Annotated in this window: 17 protein-coding genes, 1 tRNA gene and 3 pseudogenes; 15 read left to right on the top strand and 6 right to left on the bottom strand. The window is 67.9% G+C overall.

The window, feature by feature from the left end:
• Positions 1–125: 125 nt before the first annotated feature.
• Positions 126–614: pseudogene (locus ACKTSN_RS27030) on the bottom strand (IS5 family transposase); the annotation flags it as partial.
• 120 nt (positions 615–734) lie between these two features.
• On the opposite strand from ACKTSN_RS27030, the gene ACKTSN_RS27025 reads away from it, so the two are divergent.
• From ACKTSN_RS27025 to ACKTSN_RS26980, 10 genes and pseudogenes are all read left to right on the top strand, one after another.
• A complete protein-coding gene (locus tag ACKTSN_RS27025) occupies positions 735–1946 on the top strand; it encodes an FUSC family protein (protein WP_409471478.1) in 1212 nt (403 codons plus the stop codon).
• Between the two features lie 243 nt (positions 1947–2189).
• On the top strand, positions 2190–2432 hold the full coding sequence (locus ACKTSN_RS27020; RefSeq protein WP_409471477.1) for a hypothetical protein: 243 nt from the start codon (positions 2190–2192) through the stop codon (positions 2430–2432).
• A gap of 441 nt (positions 2433–2873) precedes the next feature.
• Positions 2874–3788: an MBL fold metallo-hydrolase gene (locus ACKTSN_RS27015; protein WP_409471476.1), complete on the top strand. Its 915-nt coding sequence runs from the start codon at positions 2874–2876 to the stop codon at positions 3786–3788.
• A 21-nt stretch (positions 3789–3809) separates the two neighbouring features.
• Positions 3810–5303 carry a carboxylesterase/lipase family protein gene (locus tag ACKTSN_RS27010; RefSeq protein WP_409471475.1) on the top strand — a complete coding sequence of 498 codons (1494 nt, stop codon included), beginning with the start codon at positions 3810–3812 and terminating at the stop codon, positions 5301–5303.
• A 47-nt stretch (positions 5304–5350) separates the two neighbouring features.
• On the top strand, positions 5351–5731 hold the full coding sequence (locus ACKTSN_RS27005; protein ID WP_409471474.1) for a RidA family protein: 381 nt from the start codon (positions 5351–5353) through the stop codon (positions 5729–5731).
• Positions 5732–6002: 271 nt separating this feature from the next.
• Complete coding sequence (locus ACKTSN_RS27000; RefSeq protein ID WP_409471473.1) at positions 6003–6662, top strand: hypothetical protein; 660 nt, start codon at positions 6003–6005, stop codon at positions 6660–6662.
• A 123-nt stretch (positions 6663–6785) separates the two neighbouring features.
• Positions 6786–7070 (top strand): annotated as a pseudogene (locus ACKTSN_RS26995) (integrase core domain-containing protein); the annotation flags it as partial.
• Between the two features lie 62 nt (positions 7071–7132).
• A complete protein-coding gene (locus ACKTSN_RS26990; RefSeq protein WP_409471472.1) occupies positions 7133–8272 on the top strand; it encodes an IS701 family transposase in 1140 nt (379 codons plus the stop codon).
• A 238-nt stretch (positions 8273–8510) separates the two neighbouring features.
• Positions 8511–9650 (top strand): IS701 family transposase, encoded by a 1140-nt coding sequence (locus ACKTSN_RS26985; protein ID WP_409470389.1) that lies wholly within the window; start codon positions 8511–8513, stop codon positions 9648–9650.
• 221 nt (positions 9651–9871) lie between these two features.
• Positions 9872–10746 (top strand): IS5 family transposase gene (locus tag ACKTSN_RS26980; protein ID WP_409471471.1). Its coding sequence is split into 2 segments (ribosomal slippage): positions 9872–10261 and positions 10264–10746, totalling 873 coding nucleotides; the frame shifts between segments, so codons are not numbered across the junction.
• 430 nt (positions 10747–11176) lie between these two features.
• Here the strand turns inward: ACKTSN_RS26980 and ACKTSN_RS26975 are convergent.
• Positions 11177–11515, bottom strand: a complete 339-nt coding sequence (locus ACKTSN_RS26975) for a helix-turn-helix domain-containing protein (protein ID WP_409471470.1) — start codon at positions 11513–11515, stop codon at positions 11177–11179.
• Positions 11516–11972: 457 nt separating this feature from the next.
• Between ACKTSN_RS26975 and ACKTSN_RS26970 the strand changes: the two genes are divergently transcribed.
• From ACKTSN_RS26970 to ACKTSN_RS26955, 4 genes are all read left to right on the top strand, one after another.
• Complete coding sequence (locus ACKTSN_RS26970; protein ID WP_409471469.1) at positions 11973–13040, top strand: hypothetical protein; 1068 nt, start codon at positions 11973–11975, stop codon at positions 13038–13040.
• 242 nt (positions 13041–13282) lie between these two features.
• Positions 13283–14206: a hypothetical protein gene (locus ACKTSN_RS26965; RefSeq protein ID WP_409471468.1), complete on the top strand. Its 924-nt coding sequence runs from the start codon at positions 13283–13285 to the stop codon at positions 14204–14206.
• Positions 14206–15702 (top strand): hypothetical protein, encoded by a 1497-nt coding sequence (locus tag ACKTSN_RS26960; RefSeq protein WP_409471467.1) that lies wholly within the window; start codon positions 14206–14208, stop codon positions 15700–15702. Before ACKTSN_RS26965 ends, ACKTSN_RS26960 begins: the two co-directional genes overlap by 1 nt.
• Before the next feature lie 226 nt (positions 15703–15928).
• Positions 15929–16001 (top strand) — tRNA-Arg (locus ACKTSN_RS26955).
• A gap of 47 nt (positions 16002–16048) precedes the next feature.
• Here the strand turns inward: ACKTSN_RS26955 and ACKTSN_RS26950 are convergent.
• A pseudogene (locus ACKTSN_RS26950) lies at positions 16049–17258 on the bottom strand (site-specific integrase); the annotation flags it as partial.
• A gap of 343 nt (positions 17259–17601) precedes the next feature.
• Here ACKTSN_RS26950 and ACKTSN_RS26945 point away from each other — a divergent pair.
• Positions 17602–17817 (top strand): hypothetical protein, encoded by a 216-nt coding sequence (locus ACKTSN_RS26945; RefSeq protein WP_409471466.1) that lies wholly within the window; start codon positions 17602–17604, stop codon positions 17815–17817.
• A 145-nt stretch (positions 17818–17962) separates the two neighbouring features.
• Here the strand turns inward: ACKTSN_RS26945 and lepB are convergent, their stop codons facing one another.
• Genes lepB through ACKTSN_RS26930 form a run of 3 tightly spaced genes read right to left on the bottom strand, consistent with a single transcriptional unit; the run spans position 17963 to position 21679 of the window.
• Entirely contained in the window at positions 17963–18700 is a 738-nt protein-coding gene (gene lepB / locus ACKTSN_RS26940) for a signal peptidase I (protein WP_409471465.1), read from the bottom strand.
• Positions 18701–18722: 22 nt separating this feature from the next.
• On the bottom strand, positions 18723–21008 hold the full coding sequence (locus tag ACKTSN_RS26935) for an FtsX-like permease family protein (protein ID WP_409471464.1): 2286 nt from the start codon (positions 21006–21008) through the stop codon (positions 18723–18725).
• Entirely contained in the window at positions 21005–21679 is a 675-nt protein-coding gene (locus ACKTSN_RS26930; protein ID WP_409471463.1) for an ABC transporter ATP-binding protein, read from the bottom strand. Before ACKTSN_RS26930 ends, ACKTSN_RS26935 begins: the two co-directional genes overlap by 4 nt.
• Positions 21680–21706: the final 27 nt, after the last annotated feature.

Below are 21706 nucleotides of genomic sequence, written 5' to 3'. Positions count from 1 at the left end.
ATGGTCGTCCCATGGGAGCGTTGCCCGTGCGGTGATCGTCAATGGTCCGCGGATCACTGGTCTGGCCAGGTACGTGATTGCTGAACTCGTCGCCGAGGCCGGCCCGTTTGGCGCTGTTTCTCGGATCATGTGCGAAGCCAGATGATGAGCGCTGCGAGGGTGACGGTGCCGAGGTAGATGTAGGCCCGTTTCTCGTAGCGGGTGGCGACGGCGCGGAAGCCTTTCAGGCGATTCACGCTCGACGGTGTTGCGTTTTTTGTATACTCGCCATCGAACCCGGTCGGGCGGCCGCCGCGGGAGCCTCGGTTGAGCCGGTTCCTGCGCTGGTCCCTCCGCTCGGGAATGGTGTGGGCGATCCCGCGTCGCCGCAGGTAGCGGCGGTTGTGCCGCGACGTGTAGGCCTTGTCGGCCAGGACATGGTCAGGCCGGGAGCGCGGTCGTCCGACGCCGATGCGGGGCACGGCTGTCTGCCGCAGCACGGGCTCGAGTTGTGGGCCGTCACCGTAGTGGCCGGGAGTCAGCAGGACGGCGAGGGGCCGGCAGTGTCCGTCGGCGGCGAGATGGATTTTGGTGGTCAGTCCGCCGCGGGAGCGTCCCAGGCACTCGCCGAGGCGACCACCTCCTCCAGCCGGACGACCAGTCTCCGCAGAACCGGATCGACCTGATTCGTCCCTGCGCGGGCCGGCCCCGTCACGGCGGCCGGAGCTCTGAGGCGGCTGCGGCACGCATGCGGCGTGCGTCTGTACGACGTCCTCCGGGACACGGCCTCGGTGGTCGCCACCGGGCAGGACGACGGCACCCGCAGCCGTCTGTTGCAGGAGCGCCTCGACAGACTGCACGCAGCCGCGCTGCTGATCGAGGACTTTCTCGACGAGCGCGCAGTCGACGAGGGCACCGAGGCCCCGCTGCGGCACATTGGTCGTGTGGAGGTGTCCGCGCAGCGCCTGGCCGTACTCACCGTCCGCGCGGTCCGCACACCGGCGGCCCGCAACGATCTGGCGGAACGAAGGGCGCGGCAGCGGCTCGCGCAGCGGATCCGGGCTCTCGGGCACCGGGTCACCGCGGGAACAGCCCGCGCATCCGAACAGTGCGAGGAGAGGGACGAAGGCGGCCCGGCGAACCGGCCGGCCGGCTCCGCACATGTGCAGGACTGCTTCCTAGCGGTCGACGAACTCACCGCAGCCCTGCGGGTTCTCGGCCCACGAGGCCGCCCAGCAAGGTTCAAGACACCTCCTCACAATGCCGCCCCATCAGCTTTGGGGGCGGTGCCGCGCAGGGACACGGACACCGAAAGCCTGAAGCGCCAAGCCACCCGCCAGGCGGTCCAGGTGACAACAGCCTCGGCCCTCGCCGTCGCGGGCGGTCATCTCCTGTCTCCGCACCTGTGGTACTGGGCAGTGGTGACCGCATGGGTCGTCTTCATCAGGACCGAGAGCACCGGCGAGGTGCTGCTGCAAAGTGCCCGGCGGCTGGCGGGCACTGTCCTCGGCGTGGTGTTCGGCTACGGCCTCGCCGCCCTGGTCGGCGGAGACGGCCCTGTCCTCCTGTTCCTGCTCCTGCTCCTGCTCCTGCTCCTGCTCCTGCTCCTGCTCCTGCTCCTGCTCCTGCTCCTGCTCCTGCTCCTGCTCCTGCTCCTGCTCCTGCTGTGCAGGTTCGGGATCTTCTACACCCCGTCACGGGCCTATGGGGCCGTGACGTTCTTCATCACCGGCACACTCAGCATGCTGCTCGCGCTGATGGACACCTTCTCGACGCACGTGCTGCTTCTGCGTGTCCAGGAGACCACACTGGGAGTAGCCTGCGGGCTCCGCGCCGCCGCCCTCGTACTTCCCACCACGGTCCGCCGGGCCAGTGACGAGGAGCTGGTCGGTTTCCTGCGCGTCCTCGACCGCCTCCTTCGGGCCATCGCGTCAGAAAGCACGGACGCGGAAACCCCGGCGAACTGAGTCCGCGCGGCACGCGACCTCGACCAGGCACTGGAGTCCTTCCGCAAGGCCTGTCTGCCTCTCACCCATCCGCTCAATCCGCAGCGCGGCCGACGGCACCACACCCGCCACCTGCTGGAACTCCTCGAGGCCGGCGCGTACCACGCACGGAGCCTGGCCGCCACGGCCGAGCGTCTCCCAGCGGGCCATGCTTCGAAATGCGCCCCCCGCCTCACTGCCGCGGCCGACCGTGCGCACGAAACCGTGGCCCACCTGATCCGCGTCACCGGCCATCGACCGGGATTCTCCTCGCACACGGCACGCCCCAGAGTCGTCAAGGCACTGTCCCTGCTCTCGGAGGAGCTGCGCGTCAGCCGCAGCCGGCCGTCGCAGGAGTGTCGCCTGCTGCAGCACATCAGTCGCCTCGACGCGACCTTGACCGCGCTTGTGGACCCGCTCGTCCCGGACCCCGGCCGCACCACCATGGTCCCGCCCCGAAAGCGTTGACATCCCGTCGCCGCACGGGCCGGCCCCGGCTGTCGCGGTGCGCTGCGTCGATCTCGAAGACCAGCGCAAAGGCGCCCAAGCCCTCTGACACCCGCCAGAACGTATCACGGGATGACCGCGCACCCGTGCATTTCGCTGATTTGCAGGCATCAAAGCCGCCGACGTGAAAGGAAGGGACAATCACCGCACACGACACGGCCAGCAAGTGGGCATACGGACCCGGCTGCCGTCTCGTGAATGCGGCGAGGTGGCCACGTACTCGTCCGCAAGGCATCCGGGAACGGAACTCGAAACGGGGAACCGCCTCGCCTTTCACCTGGCCTACAAGAGGAAAAGCCCGTGTTCAGAGCCGTACGCACCGGTGCAGTCACGTGACGGATACCGCGCCCGCTGAAGCCGCTCGTACGGTTGGGTAAACCTTACGAGCTCCAAGGAAATCACATGGAACAGATTGCGCTCGGCAACGTCTCTATCACCCGTGTTTGGGAATACTACGGGTCCGTCGAAATGGAGCCCCATGCCTTCTTCCCGGAAAGCTCGAAGGAAGTCTGGAAGGACAGCGTCCACTGGCTGGCCCCGCATTTTCTGGACTCCGAGACCAACACCGTGAATTCCGCGATCCAGACCTGGCTGCTGCGCAGCGGAGGCAAGACCATCCTCGTCGACACCGGTGTGGGCAACCACAAGGAGCGCCCGTACGCGCCGGTCTGGAGCCACCTGGAGACAGACTTCCTGGCCAACCTCGCCCGGGCAGGTGTCCAGCCCGAGGACGTGGACATCGTGATCAACACGCATCTGCACATCGATCACGTCGGCTGGAACACGTACCTGGACGGGCGGAGTTGGGTTCCCACCTTTCCCAACGCCACCTATCTGATGCCGAAGGATGACTTCGACTTCTGGAACCCGGCAAACGGCCACCAGCCGCTGCCCGGCCGCGGCAACCAGAACGTCTTCGAGGACAGCGTGGCCCCGGTGCACCAGGCCGGCCAGACGCTGCTGTGGGAAAACAGCCACCAGATCGATGCCGACCTGCGCCTGGACGCGGCTCCCGGACACACCCCCGGCTCCTCCGTGCTGACCCTCAGTTCCGGGACGGACCGCGCGGTGTTCGTCGGTGACCTGCTGCACAACCCGGTGCAGATCGTCGAGCCGGACGCCAACAGCTGCTTCTGCGAGGACCCCGCGGGCGCCCGCGCCACCCGCCGCAAGGTGCTGGGCTGGGCGGCCGACAACAACGCGCTCCTGATCCCCGCGCACCTGGGTGGTCACGGTGGCGCCGAAATCGCGCGTAACGGCAACACGTTCGACATCAAGGGCTGGGCGCCCTTCGCCCCGTACTCCGAGCAGGGCTGACGCCCCCGGAAAGGCATAGCTGTGAGCCACGAACCCGAGCCCGTCGTCACCACCGCACAGGGAGCCGTCCGCGGTCTCCGTCAGGACGACGGCACCGCCACCTTCCTGAACATCCCCTACGCCGCTCCTCCGATGGGCGCCGGCCGGTTCGCCCCGCCGCAGCCGCACGAGCCCTGGGACGGCGTACGGGACGCCACCGTGCCCGGCCCCAACGCCCCGCAGTCCGAGCGGAAGCTCGGCAGCATCAACATGGCCCCCTACTTCGGCGCCGGCTGGAGCCGTGGCGAGGACTACCTCACCGTCAACGTCTTCCAGCCCACCACCGCGGACAGCGCTCTGCCCGTGATGGTGTTCGTCCACGGCGGCGGGTACGTCGCCGGATCGACGCGGTCCGCGCTGTACGACGGTTCCGCCTTCGCCCGCGACGGCGTCGTCCTGGTCACACTCAACTACCGGCTGGGCATCGCCGGGTTCCTCGACATCCCCGGGGCGCCCGCCAACCGCGGCCTGCTCGATGTCGTCGCGGCGCTGCGCTGGGTGCGGGAGAACATCGCCGCCTTCGGCGGTGACCCGGACAACGTCACCCTCTTCGGCCAGTCGGCCGGGGCGACCGTCGTCGGCGGCATCCTCGCCACCCCTGAGGCCGCGGGCCTGTTCCGCCGGGCGATCGTGCAGAGCGGCAGCGGTCTGGGGGCGTTCACCTCCGAGCAGGCCGCCCGTGTCACCAAGACCGCGGCCGAGGAACTGGGCATCGAGCCGCACACCGACGCCTTCGCGGACATCTCCGACGAGCGCCTGGTGGAGGCCGCCTCCCGGCTCGCGGGCATCGACCTGCGGACCGAGACGCACCACGATCCGCTGATCGGCCTCAGCCCCTTCAGCCTGGTGCTCGACACACAGCCCGCCGTATCCGTCGGCGCCGGTCTGAGCGCCGATGTCGACCTGCTCGTCGGGACCAATACCGAGGAGGGAAACCTCTACCTGGTCCCGGTGGACAAGTTCGCAACCTCGACCGCCGACGATGTCGACGATACGGCGGCGCGCTCGCACCCCAAGCCCGCGCAGCTCGTGGAGACGTACCGCACCACCCGCCCCGAGGCGTCCTTCGGTGAGCTGCGGTCGGCCATCATGGGTGACGCGCTGTTCGGCGCGGGCAGCTGGGCCCTGGTCGGCGCACATGCCGCGCACCCCCAGTCCGCCACGTTCAGCTACGAGTTCGCCTGGCGTTCCCAGGCCCTGGGCGGAGACCTCGGCGCCACCCACACGATGGAACTCCCCTTCGTCTTCGACATCGCCGAACTCCCGCAGCTGGCGGGTGAGGGCGTCCTGCTCGGCCCCGACAAGCCCCCCGCGGACCTCGCCCCCCGCACGCACGAGGCCTGGATCCGCTTCGCCAGGACCGGCAACCCCGGCTGGGACCAGTACGACACCACACGCCGGACCACGATGCACATCGACGCCGAGTGGACCCAGGTCGACGACCCCCGCAGCCAGGAACGACAGGCCTGGGCCTGACCCCGTCGCACAGATCGCTCTGTGCGCCCTTCCGTGAAGGACACACCATGAGAACCGTCATCACCACCGAGAACGCACCCACTCCGGCAGCCCCGCTGTCCCAGGGCATCCGCAAGGGCCCGATTCTTCAGGTCTCCGGGCAACTCCCGTTCGACCCGGCCACCGGCGCGGTCGTCGGCACCACGGTCGCCGAGCAGACCACGCAGACGCTGCGCAACGTCACCGCCGTACTCAAGGCGGCCGGCGCCGGACTGAAGGACATCGTGATGCTCCGCGTCTACCTCACCGACCCCGCCCACCTGCCCGAGCTGAACGAGGCGTACGCGGCGGCCGTCGGCGAACCCTTCCCCGCCCGCACCACCGTTTACATGCAGCTCCCTCCGGGACTGCTCGTGGAGATCGACGCCCTGGCAGTCCTGGACGACTGACTCGGCTACAGGGCAAGGCCGGTCTGGCGCGGCCCCCGGGACCGCGCCAGACCGGCCTCCATCCCTGAAAGAGGAGGGGGACACGATGGATGATCGCCTGTCGAGAGCGTGCGTCAACCTGAGGGTTGCACCGGTGAACCTGCTGGACGCCTTGTGCTCCCTGTCGGGGCGCCCTGCACCGCCCTCCGGTCCTCATCCGGCACGGCGCGTCTACGGGCGCGTACTTCACGCAGCGACCTCGCTGCCGCTGGGCGCGCTGCAACCGGGCGACGTGAGCGCGGCCACCGAGGTGCGCGCCGGCCTCCTGAACGCCCACGTCCCGCCCCTGTCGGACGCGGTCGCCCGCTGCATCCAGCACACGGTCGACGACCTGGGGCCCGCCGACCTGTGGACGCTGGCACGCTGCACCGCCATGACCCACGACGACCTCGCGTGGGGCGCCACCGCATCTCTGGCGCGGGAACGCCTCGAACAGCCGGACTCTCTGGACGACATCGCCGCGCAGGTCATCGTGGACGAAATCGCCGAACGGACCCCATGCCGGTGGGGCCGTCACCACAGCGACACGGCTCGTGCCGCGCTGTATCGGACTCTGGCCGACTTCGCCGATGTCCTCCTGGAAGTGTCGGAGTCCTCCCCGACGCCCCTGGCCTGGAGCACCGACGACAACGTGAGGCGTTCCTCTACCGTGATCGGCGGAGTGGTCCACGACGTACTGGTCCAGAACGCGGAGAACCCACCCTCCTCCGCACAGCCCGTCTGGCACCACCCCTCGCCCCCTGCCGCACACACTGCCTGGCAGTGGCGTATCACGAACGGACCGACCGGCCGCGCTTCCCACGGTTGCGGGCCCTTCCCTTCCGCGCTCGCGGCACGGCACGCCGCCGAGTGCGCGATCACGGCACTCGCCGCCGGGAGATGCAGCCTATGAGGGGTGTCGGCAGGTGAATCCGTGCCGGCGCCCACGCCCCATCGTGTCTCCCACAGTCCGTTCCGCGCTCTGAGTACGACAGCGGCCGAGTCCTGAGCAGATGCCGGGATGACCAGGGCTGCGGGAAAAGATCTAAGATCCACACTGTTCGGACAGACCCTGAGCGCCGCAAACATCATCCACAAACGCACCCGGCCCTACCGTCCGCAAACGAACGGCAAGGTGGAGCGCCTGAATCGCACCTTGCTCGACGAATGGGCGTACGTGCGCCCGTACTCCAGCAACGCTGAACGCACCGAAGCCCTGGCGGACTACCTGCACACCTACAACTACCACCGGTGCCACACCGCGCTCGATGGCCCGCCACCCATCAGCCGCGTCAACAAGCCTGCGGGTCAATACACCTAGTACTGCAATCACAGTTATGGGGTCTGGTGTGATTGAGTGTCCCGGTGTCTGTGGATCTTGGTGTGCGTCAAGTCGAGTCCTGGCGTGAGGCGTTGGTGGGGTTACACGCGCGGTTCGCGTCGCGGTTTGCCCGCTCGGAGCCACGGGGCCGGTCGCTGGAGTACATGACCGGGCTGGTGGCGCCGCTGGAGCGCAAGAACGGCTGGTCACTGGCGGAACGAGCCGGTGAGGCGCATCCGATCGGGATGCAGCGGCTGCTGGGCGAGGCTGACTGGGACGCTGACGGGGTCCGCGATGACGTCCGTGACTTCGTCATCGAGAGTATCGGTGACAAGGACGCAGTGTTGATCGGTGACGACACCGGGTTCCTGAAAAAGGGAGTCCGCTCGGCCGGGGTGCAGAGGCAGTACTCCGGCACCGCAGGCCGGACCGAGAACTGCCAGATCGGCACCTTCCTCGCCTACGCCTCCCGGCGAGGGCGGGCGTTGATCGACCGGGAGTTGTATCTGCCGAAGTCCTGGACGGACGACCGGGAGCGGTGCCGGGCGGCCGGTATCCCGGACGATGTGCCGTTCGCCACGAAGATCGAGCACTTCCAAGCCATGCTCCAGCGCGCTCTGGATGCGAAGGTGCCGTTCGCGTGGGTGACCGCAGACGAGGCATACGGGCAGGTCAAGCGACTGCGGTACTGGCTGGAGCAGCGCGCGGTCGCGCACGTGCTGGCGACCAAGGTCAACGACATCGTCATCACCACCCGGGGCGCCGAGGCCCGGGTCGACGCCTTGGTGGCCGGCCTGCCGCGGCAGGCGTGGAAACGCGTGTCGGCAGGAGCCGGCGCCCACGGGCGCAGGTTCTACGACTGGGCCCGGGTGCCGATCCGGATCTGGTGGGAGAACGGCTTCGGCCACTGGGTACTGGCCCGCCGCAGCCTCAGTGACCCGACCGAGATTGCTTACTACGTCTGCTACGGCCCGGTCGGCACCCGGCTGAGGGACCTGGCCCGGGTGGCCGGGGCCCGGTGGCAGGTCGAGGAATGCTTCCAGGCCGCAAAGAACGAGTGCGGCCTGGACCACTACCAGGTCCGCCGCTACGACGCCTGGTACCGGCACATCACCCTGTCCATGGCCGCACTCGCCGCACTGACCGCCATCCGTGCCCAGGAACTGTCAAAGGGGGCAGCGATCTTGGACAAACCCGCCTGATACCCCTGTCCGTCGCGGAGATCCGCCGCCTGATCGGACTACTCCTCCGCCCACAACACCTCACCCCGACGCACCATCTGCACTGGTCATGGTGGAGACGGCTCAGTCAGACCCGTGCTCGCCTCAGCCACTACAAACGCCGAGGCCAGACCCCATAACTGTGATTGCAGTACTAGTACTGCAATCACAGTTATGGGGTCTGGTGTGATTGAGTGTCCCGGTGTCTGTGGATCTTGGTGTGCGTCAAGTCGAGTCCTGGCGTGAGGCGTTGGTGGGGTTACACGCGCGGTTCGCGTCGCGGTTTGCCCGCTCGGAGCCACGGGGCCGGTCGCTGGAGTACATGACCGGGCTGGTGGCGCCGCTGGAGCGCAAGAACGGCTGGTCACTGGCGGAACGAGCCGGTGAGGCGCATCCGATCGGGATGCAGCGGCTGCTGGGCGAGGCTGACTGGGACGCTGACGGGGTCCGCGATGACGTCCGTGACTTCGTCATCGAGAGTATCGGTGACAAGGACGCAGTGTTGATCGGTGACGACACCGGGTTCCTGAAAAAGGGAGTCCGCTCGGCCGGGGTGCAGAGGCAGTACTCCGGCACCGCAGGCCGGACCGAGAACTGCCAGATCGGCACCTTCCTCGCCTACGCCTCCCGGCGAGGGCGGGCGTTGATCGACCGGGAGTTGTATCTGCCGAAGTCCTGGACGGACGACCGGGAGCGGTGCCGGGCGGCCGGTATCCCGGACGATGTGCCGTTCGCCACGAAGATCGAGCACTTCCAAGCCATGCTCCAGCGCGCTCTGGATGCGAAGGTGCCGTTCGCGTGGGTGACCGCAGACGAGGCATACGGGCAGGTCAAGCGACTGCGGTACTGGCTGGAGCAGCGCGCGGTCGCGCACGTGCTGGCGACCAAGGTCAACGACACCGTCATCACCACCCGGGGCGCCGAGGCCCGGGTCGACGCCTTGGTGGCCGGCCTGCCGCGGCAGGCGTGGAAACGCGTGTCGGCAGGAGCCGGCGCCCACGGGCGCAGGTTCTACGACTGGGCCCGGGTGCCGATCCGGATCTGGTGGGAGAACGGCTTCGGCCACTGGGTACTGGCCCGCCGCAGCCTCAGTGACCCGACCGAGATTGCTTACTACGTCTGCTACGGCCCGGTCGGCACCCGGCTGAGGGACCTGGCCCGGGTGGCCGGGGCCCGGTGGCAGGTCGAGGAATGCTTCCAGGCCGCAAAGAACGAGTGCGGCCTGGACCACTACCAGGTCCGCCGCTACGACGCCTGGTACCGGCACATCACCCTGTCCATGGCCGCACTCGCCGCACTGACCGCCATCCGTGCCCAGGAACTGTCAAAGGGGGCAGCGATCTTGGACAAACCCGCCTGATACCCCTGTCCGTCGCGGAGATCCGCCGCCTGATCGGACTACTCCTCCGCCCACAACACCTCACCCCGACGCACCATCTGCACTGGTCATGGTGGAGACGGCTCAGTCAGACCCGTGCTCGCCTCAGCCACTACAAACGCCGAGGCCAGACCCCATAACTGTGATTGCAGTACTAGGGCGTGTTTCAGAAGTGGATCAAGGTCGTGCGATGATCACGTCTCGTGACTCGGGGAGATCTGACAGAAGCTCAGTGGGCGGTGCTGGAGCCGCTGTTGCCGAAGGGCATCAGGTCCGGACGTCCGCCGGTGCACACCAAGCGGCAGCTGATCAACGGGATACGGTTCCGCACCCGGACCGGCATACCGTGGCGGGACCTCCCCGAACGGTATGGGCCGTGGGAGACGGTGTACGGACTGTTCCGCCGCTGGCAGCGCGACGGCACCTGGCACCGCATCCTGGAACAGCTCCAGGCCCGGGCCGACGCGAAGGGCCTGATCACCTGGGAGGTCTCGGTGGACTCCACCATCGCCCGCGCCCACCAGCACGCGGCCGGCGCTCGCAAAAGGGGGATCTCCAGGTCGAGCCGCCCGGCGGGGTCTTCACCGAGCCCGACGACCACGGGCTCGGACGCTCCCGCGGCGGGCTGACCACCAAGCTGCACCTGGCGGTCGAGCAGGCCCAGAAGCCGATGTCGCTGGTGATCACGGCCGGGCAGCGCGGAGACTCCCCGCAGTTCCAGGTCGTCCTCGGCCGCATCCGCGTGCCCCGGCTCGGGCCTGGACGCCCGCGCACCCTGCCCGACATCGTCCGCGCCGACAAGGCGTACGGCTCCCGCGCGAACCGCGCCTACCTGCACCGACGGGGGATCCGCTGCACCATCCCGGAGAAGCGCGATCAGATCGCCAACCGCAAGAAGCGCGGCTCCCGCGGGGGCCGTCCGCCGAAGTTCGACCCGGCCGACTACAAAGAGCGCCACGCGGTGGAGTGCGGGATCAATCGCCTCAAACGCCACCGCGCGGTCGCCACGCGATACGACAAGCTTGCCGTCCGCTACGAAGCGACCGTGCTGGTCGCGGCCATCAATGAGTGGCTGTGACCAGCACTTTCGAAACACGCCCTAGCTCGGCCTGCAACTCCTCCACCCGCCTCCGGGCCGCACGCTCCCGCTCCTCCAGCCGCCCCAGCACCGACGCCATCACGCACCTCCAGCACGCCACATCCACGGACGCACTGGACCTACCTCACCCGCCCCACACCATGCCTGACCAGCACAAAGCCAAGTCCCACACTCGGTTTCGAGGAGCCCTCTGATACCGACGATAGGGGCGACCACTGACATTCGGCTGCACAACCCGAGTCACCGTGGTCGGCGGGGGCTCGTCACCCCGCCGAGGGGTACGGACCGCCCCCGAAGACCTTCTCCTCCGCCCGATCGGCAAAGGCATCGTTCCATCCTCAAGCACGTCCCGCCGAGCGCTCGAATCGCCTCCCACTACGCCTACCACGAGTAGAGGTAAGAGCGCCTTCTATCCTCTATGCGGTCTTGGCGACGTCTCTGCAGTGCCCGGCTCGGGGATCCTCCACTGCGTGTGGTCGGGCCAGAGCAGGACACCCAGGGCCCCCTCCAGGTCCACGAGCGTCAACATGTCGGGCCAGACGGTGCCGTTGAGCACGTTGGTGATGACCTGTCGATTGACACCACTTTTTTTAGCGAGGGCGTTGGCGCTGATCCCCCGCTCTGCCATCGCCTCAGCGAGTTTGCGGGCTATGGCCTGTGCAACGCGAGCACCTCGATGCGGCTCCATCACGGCGTGCGGCCAGTCGCCGTCGATGGCGAAGCTGCTCGGCTTCTTGGCACGTCTCATTCCTCCAGGCACGGCATAAGTGTGGCCGAGGCGCACTCGGGATGCGTCCCCCACCCCCTAATGCTACTTGTATAGCAAGTAACGGAGCGTGATTTCGAGAAAGCCGCGCATGAACCAGATCGCTGAAAGAGGCACCAATCCTCTCGGGATGCCCGAGGGGGCCTCGCCTGTGCAAGAGAACCTGCGGAACTGTCGCAGTGCAACGCGTATGACTTGCCGCACCGACCCGGCAATCACGACGGCCGGCTTGTGGCAGGGCAACTCACCTGCGGAGTTGCATGCCTCGATACGTGTTCGATGTCCTGTCGCCCCCTGCCGGGCCGTTCATGCGGGAACTTCCCTTCAGGGACTGGGAGTTGGACTGCACTGCAATGTGGTCGATTTCCCTGCACCACTGCGCCGCCGTGTCCTACGCTGCCCAGGCGCCCGTCTGTGCGCAGAGGACACAGGAGGGGCGATGCCGGGTCAGAGATCCACTGAGAAGACCGCACCTTCGCGTGAACTGCCTACGAACCGGGTGGTCGCGCAGGAGCAGCTCTCTATTGCCTGCACGATGGGCATCCTGCCGCAGCCGTTTTCGGTGCACGACGTCAAGGCGAAGCTCGGTTTGAATGCCGGGCGCGTCGGGCTCACGATGGCGTTCTTCGAGTACTGCGGTCTCGTCACGAAGGCCCCAGGTAGGGGCATGTACCTCGCAACCCCCATGGCGACACGGGTGGCGGAAGCATGGGCAAAGGATGCCGAGCTCGGCAAAGCCGTACTACGCAAGGCATGGAATCAGACGTGGTTCACCAAGAGCGCACGGAACAGGCTCGCCCAGGGCCCTGGACTGCGCGACGGCTTGCACGCCCGCTTCATGATGCTGGCCGGGGGCGGCGCCACGCACCGCCGGTCGGTCGACAAGCTCATGGAGCTGATGATCCTTTCCGGCCTTCTGATCGAGGAGCCCGACGGGTTCGTCCGCTGGTTCGAAGACGCGACACCCCGTCCCCCTGAGGACTCGCCCAGTCCCCGGCCATGGGATGAGGAGGCGCAACAGAAAGCCCGCTCAGGCACCGCGCGGAACAGTGGTTCGTCACACCCCGGCGGCGAGGAGCGCGTCCAGGCGGAGGAACCTCCTGCGGACCGAGACCTCGATGCAGAGGATGTTCAGACTCCCTCATCCGAGGCCTCTCCCCGCGGTACCACGGAGGCAGAGGACGACCGCACTGTCCCGGTCTACGAGGAGGACCCGGCAGAACTCCTTTCTGACCCACTCTGGCTGAAGTATGTCCGCTATATGACGCCGGATGCGGCCGCGAAACTGCATCAGCAGCTCCACGGTGTTCTGAGCATCCTCGCCGAGGCACGCGCTTGCGCTCGGGCCGACACGGGTGCTCCCACCGTGGAACTCGATCAGCCCCTGCATTTGTCGGACCTGGGGCGGGTGAGCTTGAAGACCTGGCTCACCGTCTACGCGTCCAGCAGAGAGATGTCCGTAGTCGTCCCCGCGATGAGGAGCCGCCAGTCGACCCCCCAGTCATGAGTTCGGGTCCGGAGATGCGCTTCCCCGGCTAAGGATCACGCCTCTCCGGACCCGCCACCGTCACCCCGTAGGCCTTGTCGCGGCGCGAACCGCGAGAAAGGGGGGCTTTGGCGTGCCCTCACACAGAGCGAGAGCCACCAGTCACGGTAGCGTGCCAGCGCGCCGTACCCCATACGTTTCGATGATTCCCCTGCTCACACACCCCCTCCAGCAAAGCCAGTTCGGCCTGCGAGGTGGCCGTCGTGCGTAGGGTCACTCTGCGGGCGGCTCTTCGTCAGGTCGCCCAGCAGTGGCAGGAGAAGGTTGCCCGCGGCGCACTCAGGCCGCAGACGGCGGACTCCTACATCACCAACACCGAAAGACTTCTACGTTTCGCCCTGGCGCTCGGCCTCGATCGCCTTGATGACATCACCGACACTGTCGCCCAGGCCTTCATTGACGCACCCGGGCACGACCGTCATGGGCGGTTGGTCACCTGCCCAGCCGACAGCACCCGCCGAGTTCGCCGGTCATCGGTCGACGCCTTCTTCGCGGAGGCCCGGAGACTTGCGCTGACCACTCGGGCGCCGCTCTTGGACCTCCCGCCGATCCCTCGCTCGCAACCGCGCCCCACCGGCATCCTCACCGATACCGACATCGACCAACTCCGCTTCTACGCTGAGCGAGGGATGCCGCAGACCAGGCACGCCGCCGTGCTCGGCCTGCTGTTGTCCGGTCTCCACACCGGCGAAATCGGCCTCGCCGGCGTCACCGATCTGGATCTCGAGCACGAGCGCGTCTGGGCCGTGGGCGCAGCCCGGATCACTGCTCGCTACTGCCCGCTCGATGATCCGTGGAACCGGGAAGTCCTCCGCCTCCGCGCCGAGTATGTCCAGCAGCAGTCCGGCTCCGACCGCCCCCAGACACTCACCACGAACGGCACCGCCCCCACCCACCGGATGCAGTCCAGCATCTGCACCACGTTCGGCGAGGTCGTACGCGCCAGCGGAATCGCACCCAAGGGACGGTCCGCCACGCCGCGGGACGTATCCAGCTGGCTCGCCGCCAAGATCCACGCGGAGACCGGGCAGATCGCCGAGGTCGCGCTTCGCCTCGGTCTCGCCTCGCTGGACCGCGCCGCCAAGCTCGCCGGCTACCACTGGCGGCCATCAGGGACGGAGGACTGATGGGTGCGCCGAAGCGACATACCCCTGCCTCCAAACCCAAGAAGAAGGCCAAGCGGAAGCCGGACTACGTCATGGGCCCCGTTCCCAGGGACGTATTCAGTCTCAGCCGCCGCGAACCTCCGGGGCCTCCCGCCCGCTCCTTGCCCGAACTCGAGCGCCTCGAACTCCTCGTCTCCAACCCCGACCTTTACGACGTGGCCGACCAAGTCTTCCCCGGACGCACCCCAGGCGCCCGGGGGCGTCGCCCCGCGTACCCCCCGTTCATCTACCTGATCGTTCTCGCCTCGATTTCGATCTTCGAGACTGCCGAGATGGCCTGCGCCAACTTCCAGCACGAGCACATGTGGAAAACCGTCCGTGAGGGCGTCCGTCAGCATCGCGGCGACACCACAGCGGACAGCCTGCCCGAGACCGGTCCCCAACGGCACCATTGGCATGACTTCAGACCCAAAATGATCGAAGCACTGCACGAACTTCGAGAGGCCAGCCGTGACGCCTGGATCAAGCAGGCTCTCGCAAAAGGAATGCTCGGGCGGAAACGGCGAGGAACCCTGGTCCGCCCCCACCGCAGCCAAGTCATCACGGGCGACGGAACCGTCGTGCGGCCAGCCTCGGATCAGACCGAGGAATTCACCATCGACGAGAAGACCGGGGAACTACAGCATCACCGGGTCGACCCTGACGCCACGATCCAACTGGAAGGCGGCGACCGGGAAATCTACGGCAACAAACTCGTCACCTTCTCGGTCCGCGACGAATGCTCGCCGCACAGCCGGATCATTCTCAACACGGACACCGCACGGCATCAGTCCGAGGAACTGGATCCTGACCGGCAGGAAGAAGCCAAAGTTGCGCTCCGTCTTGCCCTGGAGATCCGCACACGCGCCCCGGGAAACCACACAGTGGTCTACGACAAAGCCTGGCGTGGCATGCACCGAGCTCCGCTGATCAGAGCGGGCTTGTTGGTCTTCACTCGCCAGTACGACGGACTCAAGCCCCACCCACTGAAGAAATATCGATACAAAGCCACGGGATGCACCCACGACGTCTACGCGGCCGAAGGGCGCGCCTGCGATCGTTTGCTAAGCGTGGAAGGAAAGACCCTCTACGATCCGATCCCCGTCCGAGAGGTCGAGTACAGAGGCGGAGAGGAAAGCCGCTTTTATCACATCCTGGAAATCCCCTGCCGAACCGGCCCGCACGTGGAAAGAATTCCGGTGTATGAGACCCGAGAAGACATGGCGCTGGATCCAAGAACGAAGCGAATGAGGTTCAACAGGACCGAGCATCTTCGAATCATTCCGCCAGGAACAGAAGCCGGAGATCGCCTCATCGGATTCCGCCAGGACAGCGAATCCGTTTTCTCCACCCTGGATGAAACGCATCGCCTCCGCCGGGTCCCTGCCTATGGAGCCGACGGCGCCCTGCTCATCTACATCGGGTACGCGTGGGCCAAGAACTCCGTGGCCCTCGGCATCGGCCGCCGAACCAGGTAGGCACGCGACGGTCCACGTACCAACGCACGCACAGACCCCCCGTCGGCACAGAGGGCTCGGCGCATAGCCGCAAGGCAGCACATGACGCTCCGACGGACGGCCGACAACCGCTAGACTGTGTGCGGTGCACCGCTTCGGCGGAGCACCCTGTGGATGTCTGGGGCCCCTCAGGGGCGGGATCCACCCGATACGGGTGAATTTCCAACACATTTGCCCACACATCCCTGCCTTCGTAGCTCAGGGGATAGAGCACCGCTCTCCTAAAGCGGGTGTCGCAGGTTCGAATCCTGCCGGGGGCACAACGCATTACCGCGCTGACCTGGGGTTTCTCGCCCAGGGAGGCGCTTTAACCGGCCTCGGACTCATCGTCCGGGGCCGTTTGCGTGAGCGGACGGGGAGTTGATCTCCCGAACGTCTCCCAACGGATCAGCACCATTCGGCATGGATTCCGTGTCGGGCTTCTCCGCGTCGGCGGGCTCTGGCTCCGCTTCGGGAGCTGTGTTCTCGGAGGTGGCGCGGGCGCGCGGTACGAGCCGGGCTGCGGCCTCGGCGATCGCAAGGTCCGCCTCGGGGAGCAGGCTCGTGTACGTGTCGGCCGTGATGGTGATCGAGGAGTGGCCGAGCATCTCCTGGATGTTCTTCAGGTCGGCCCCGGCCGCGTGGGCGAGGGTCGCGGCCCCGTGGCGGAGGTCGTGGAGCCGGATCGGTGGGAGGCCGGTCTCCTCACAAAGTTCGACGAACCGCCGGATGACGTTGGCGGGGTGGAGCATCTCGCCGTTCTCCTTGGTGAAGACGCGGCCGGTCTCCACCCAGGCGTTCTCCCACTCCTTACGGTCCTTGTCCTGCTGGGCGCGGTGCCGCTTGAGGGCCTGGACCGTGTCGGAGTCGAGCGCGATGGTCCGCGCGCCGGCGTCGGTCTTGGGGTCGTCCTCGTACACCTCCCAGCCGTCCACGACGAGTTGCGTGGCGACGGTGATGAGACCGGCTAACAGGTTGGTGTCGGTCCACTTCTGCCCGCACGCCTCGCCCCGTCGCAGTCCGCGGAACGCAATCAGGTGGAACAGGGCGTACAGGCGGTCCTCCGCAACGTGGTCGAGGAAGAGACCGGTGTGCTCCGGCGTCCAGACCATCACCGGCGAAGGCTTCTCTCCGGTCCGCTTCCAGTGAAGGATGCGCTCGTCCGTCCACACCAGCGCCTTGGGACGCTTACCCGCCTCCAGCTCGACGTGGGCGGCTGGGTTGAAGGTGATGAGCTACTGGGCGATCGCGGCGTTCAGCGCGGCCCGCAGCGCGGAGCGGACGCGTTGGCGCGTAGCCGGACCCACGATGCGGCGGTGAGGCTCCATTTCGGCGATCGCCGCCTTCATCGCCTTGCGGCGAGCGCGGTGCTCGCGCCCCTTCCAGGGAATCTGGGCAAGGTCTTCGAATGCCTTTCGCCGTGCGGCGTTGCCCTCGGCGATCTCCACGTTGGCCTCGGCGATGGCCTCGAACATCTCCGTGAGGTGGCTGACGCGGAGGCGGTCCAGGCGGAAATGCCCAATCCGCGGTTTGAGGTGCGCCGCAGGTCCTCGCGGCGGTGCCGGGGCCGTCGCCCCGAGGAACGGGGCGACCGCCTCGCCGGCCGCCTCCTCGCCGAACGACTTCGCCCGCTGCGCGAGAACGGTGCGGTGATCTCCACCGTCTGGACGTCCTCGAACGGCCACCCGCGCCGTCTCGGCTGGCAGGCACCCGTCCCCGTCTTCGCGTGGTCGATCGCCACCGAGGGCCTCAAGCGGGCCTTCACACGGCAGCGCCGACGCGGACCCGCCCGCCGACGGACACCCGGGCCAAGGCGAGCCCGCCACCGCCGACGAGATCTGACGGGCACGCACCGGCGCAACCTCGGGAGACGGAGGGGGCTTGAGCTACGCGGCCGAGCCCCGCTGTACAGCACCGAAGTACAGCGTGCAGGCCCGATCAACTGGGCGCGGCCGGGAGCTCGACGGCGCCCTGGATGCCGCTGACATCGGCCTGAAACTGCTGACGAAGTCCAGCAACTACCTCGAACCACATTCCGCGGTGCCGACCGTACGGGAGTTCCGCGACCGCCTCCGGGCTCTTCCAGCTGCTTTCTGACAGCGCGGAACTGCCGAATGCCTCACCTCAGTCCGCTCTCCGCACCGCACTGGGTTGCTTGAGCAGTCACACTTCGATCGGTTTGCTGGGGTGTGCGATCGGGCCTACACCCAGGAGTGCAGGCCCGATCAACTGGTCGCGGCGCCTACCAGGATTCCTTTGTTCCCCTGCGCGGAAGCTTCTCCCTGACGGAGGCCGCGGCCTTGCGGATCCGCGGCCAGGCGGCGCCGATCAGCAGGGCAGCGCCGAGGACGGTCACTGCCGATGCGATCATGTGCGTCGGGAAGCGGGCCTCCACGCCGGGGTCGTCGGCCAGCTTCCACAGCGGCCAGGCTGTTCCGGCGACCCTTCCCTGGATGTGGCTGACGGGCAGGGTGCCCGAGTCCGCTGTGAGGTAGGTCCGTGAGTCCACGGCGATGCTGCGGGAGTCTCCCAGGAGGAAGACGCGACCCTCGGGCACGGTGATGTCGTACGCGCCGAAGGTGTTGTCGTCCCCGTGGGCGTACGGCTCGGTGAGTGCTTTGCCGTTCACTGAGACCCCGCTGCCGGAGGCGTGGCTCACCTTGTCGCCCCCGAGGCCGATGACCCTCAGGGTAAAGAGGTGGCCGGCCGGGGTACCGGGCCAACCTCCCCGGATGACGACGACGTCTCCGCGCCGGACGCCGCTCCCTCCGGCCGAGAACGTGTCGACGAGGGCGGTGTGGTCTCCGTCGAAGGAAGGAGCCATCACCTCCGTCCCGACCTTGTGCTGGTCGTACCCGAGCGCGAGGAAGATACCGCCGGCGAGCAGGAGTACGACGCCCAGAACGGCCGTCACAACCCTGCGGCGCGGTGAGCGAGATGATTCCCCTCCGGCTGCCGTGGCCACTGCGGACTCGGCCATCGCCATATCCTCTCCCTTTCCGTTATTCACGACGTAGATCCTCCGGCCGCGGTCGGACTCCCACGGTGAACGCCCCCACCCCTGCCGCGCATGCCAGGGCTATGAGCACGAGGGGGCCTGCCGCGTCGAACGTGCCCGCGTACCAGCCGTTCTGCCGTCCTTGGAGGAGCAGGACCGCGTTCCCCGCCAGCACCCCGGTGCCGGCTGCGAGGCCGAGGGCCAGACAGAGCGGCGCGAGGAGTTGGAGCCACTGCACCGTCCTGAGCGTGCGTCCGGGGACACCGACCACCACAAGCGCGGTGATGTCCTTGCGGCGTTCCAGCGAGCGGCCGATGGCGCTCACCAGGAAGGCCGTGAGGCCGAGCAGGAAGGCGATGGTGATGCCCGTGTCGACGGTCCCGCGGTGTACCCGGAAGTCCTCCAGGCCGTCGAGATCGAGATCCCCGGCCCGCAGCAGCGCGGCCGGAGCGACCGTGGCCAGTTCGGACGCGAAGCGGTCGATGAGGGTGATGTCCGAAGGGAGTTGGTACCAGAGCCTCGTGTCGGACGTGACACCGAGAGCCGGCAGCGGCGTGGTGTCCAGCAGTGTCGGGCCGGCCGCGAAAGTGGAGGCTGTGGTGAGCTTCAGCAGCGGTTCGGGGGCGGTGACCCGGGTCACGGCCCCCTTGCGGTCGCGGAACTCGATCGGCATTCCCGTCGGGATGGGCTGCTGCGGTCCGGCGGCGACCCGGTAGCGCGTACCGTTTCGGCAGTCGGGCAGCGCCTCGCCCGTCAGCCGGCGCACCGTGGCGCAGTCGGCCGTGATCAGCGTGGCTCCGAAGGTCCGTACCTCGTCCTCGACCGTCTCGGGAGCTGTGCTGGAGGGCTGCTCGGGGATCACGCTCAGCTGCCACGACCAGCGTGTGGTGGCGGGGAGGGAGAGAAGCTGTTCCCTCGTCGACGCGGGAACCTCGCGGGCCTCGACGGCGACCGCGGTCGGTCCGGTGGCGGGGCTCGACGCCAGTTCGACCTGGCGCAGTACGCCGGTGCCGATGCAGGCCACCAGGACCAGGAGGACCAGGCCGGAGAGGTGCCAGGTCAGGCCCTGCGACTCGTACTCGACCTTGCGGGCGGCGAGTCGGGCGGCGAGCGGGATCCGGGTGCCGCCGGCCCATCGGGCCAGTCCGACGAGTACGGGGCGCAGCGCGAAGAGCATGCCGACGGAGGCCAGGACGACACCGAGGATGAGCAGGATGCCTTCCGCTGTCGCCGCCGCACCACGGGGTGCGTCGCCGCCGGCGGCCAGGACGGGGTAGGCGATGAGCCCGATACCGAGGGCGAAGGGCAACGCGTGCCACCACCTGGCCGGTTTGTCGGCCCCTTCGAAGCGAGCCTGGAGCGGCTTCGCCAGTGCCTTCGAGGTGTTCTTGGAGCCGATGAATCCGGCGGCCAGCGTCACGACGACCACGGTGACGACGGCGATGGGCGACGATGCGCGCGAGGTGTCCGCGTACCAGCTGAACCCCACCATCCCCGAAGGGCCGACGTAGCGGTTCGCGGCCGAGTAGAGGGCGAGACCGAGCAGGGCTCCCAGGAAACCGGCGGTCGCTGACTCCAGGGCCGCAAGACGCAGCACCTGTTGACGACTCATCCCGACGAGCCGCAGCGCGGCGTAGCGGCGGGTCCGTGTCACGGCCGACAGCCGGGCGCAGACGTTGAGGTAGATGATCGCGGGGGCCGCGGTGATCAGAGCGAGCTCAAGGGGTACCTGGGAAAAGCGCTCGCGCACGTCGACATCCGCGTTCATGCCGCCCCAGCCTCGGGCGGTGCGCTCTTCGGCGATCTGCTCGGCCGGGACACCGACGTAGGCGTACAGCTCGTCGGGGCCGAGCAGGCCCGCGGGGGAGATCTCCCCCGTGGGAACCCCCGGTACGAGCTTGGCGAAGGCCGCGTCGGCCTTGGCCTTGGCGCGGGCCTCGGGAGAGAGGACGACCTGCCCCGGCCTGGGGAGTGCCGACACCCCGGGTGGCAGTGCCGCGCCGTCGGCGTCGAGGGCCACCATGATGCGGGTGAACCGCTCGCCGCCCCACGAGCCGGGTACTAGCTGGTACGTGAACTGGGCTCCGGATGCGTCGGTCTGTGCCGTGGTCGGCAGCGGCACACGCGCGGAGCTGATCTCGGCACGCTTCCCCAGAGCTGCCGGCATGGTGGCGAGGAGAACGACGACGACCACGCCCATGGCGATACCCGCCACCATCAGTGCGAGGCGGATCAGCCCGGCGGCACCGCCGCCGCGCAGCACCCTGACGAGAAGCCTGACATCGCTCATGAGTGGCTCTCCGGCCGCTGCGGGACGATCTTGCCGTCGAGCAGTTCGATCGAGCGGTCCGCCCGGAGCGAGAGGTCCCGGTCATGGGTGACCATGACCACGGCAGTGCCCTGTTCCTTGGCGAGCTCCCACAGCACGTCGACCACGACCGCGCCGTTGGCGCGGTCCAGGGCCCCGGTCGGCTCATCCGCGAAGACCACGGCCGGCCGGTGCACCACCGCACGTGCGACCGCCGCGCGTTGCGCCTGACCGCCGGACACCTTGGCGGGGCGTTTCTTCGCCTGCTCGGCCAGCCCAAGCTGCTCCAACAGCTCGTCGACCCTGCGCGTGCGCTCTCGGACCGGGACTTTCTGGAGCTCCAGTGGCAGCAGGACGTTCTCCCGCAGAGTCAGCTCCGGGACGAGTTCCGCCGACTGGAAGACGAACCCGAATGACCGCTGTCTCAGCTCGGACCGCTGGGCATCTCCGAGCGCGCCGAGATCCTCCCCGCGGAAGGAGATACGGCCGTTGGAGGGCTGGATCAGTCCCGCCAGGCAGTACAGCAGGGTGGTCTTCCCCGATCCACTCGGACCGACGAGGGCGACCTTCTCGCCCTCACCCACCGTCACGTCGACTTCGGACAGGACGGTGGCGGTCTGATAGGCGTGACCGACATTCTCCGCGACAAGCATGCTGTTTCCGTTCGTTCTGGCTGCGCG

The sequence above is a fragment of the Streptomyces flavusporus genome, from assembly GCF_046267975.1.
Taxonomy (GTDB): domain Bacteria; phylum Actinomycetota; class Actinomycetes; order Streptomycetales; family Streptomycetaceae; genus Streptomyces; species Streptomyces flavusporus.
This window is presented reverse-complemented; position numbering and strand designations above follow the sequence as displayed.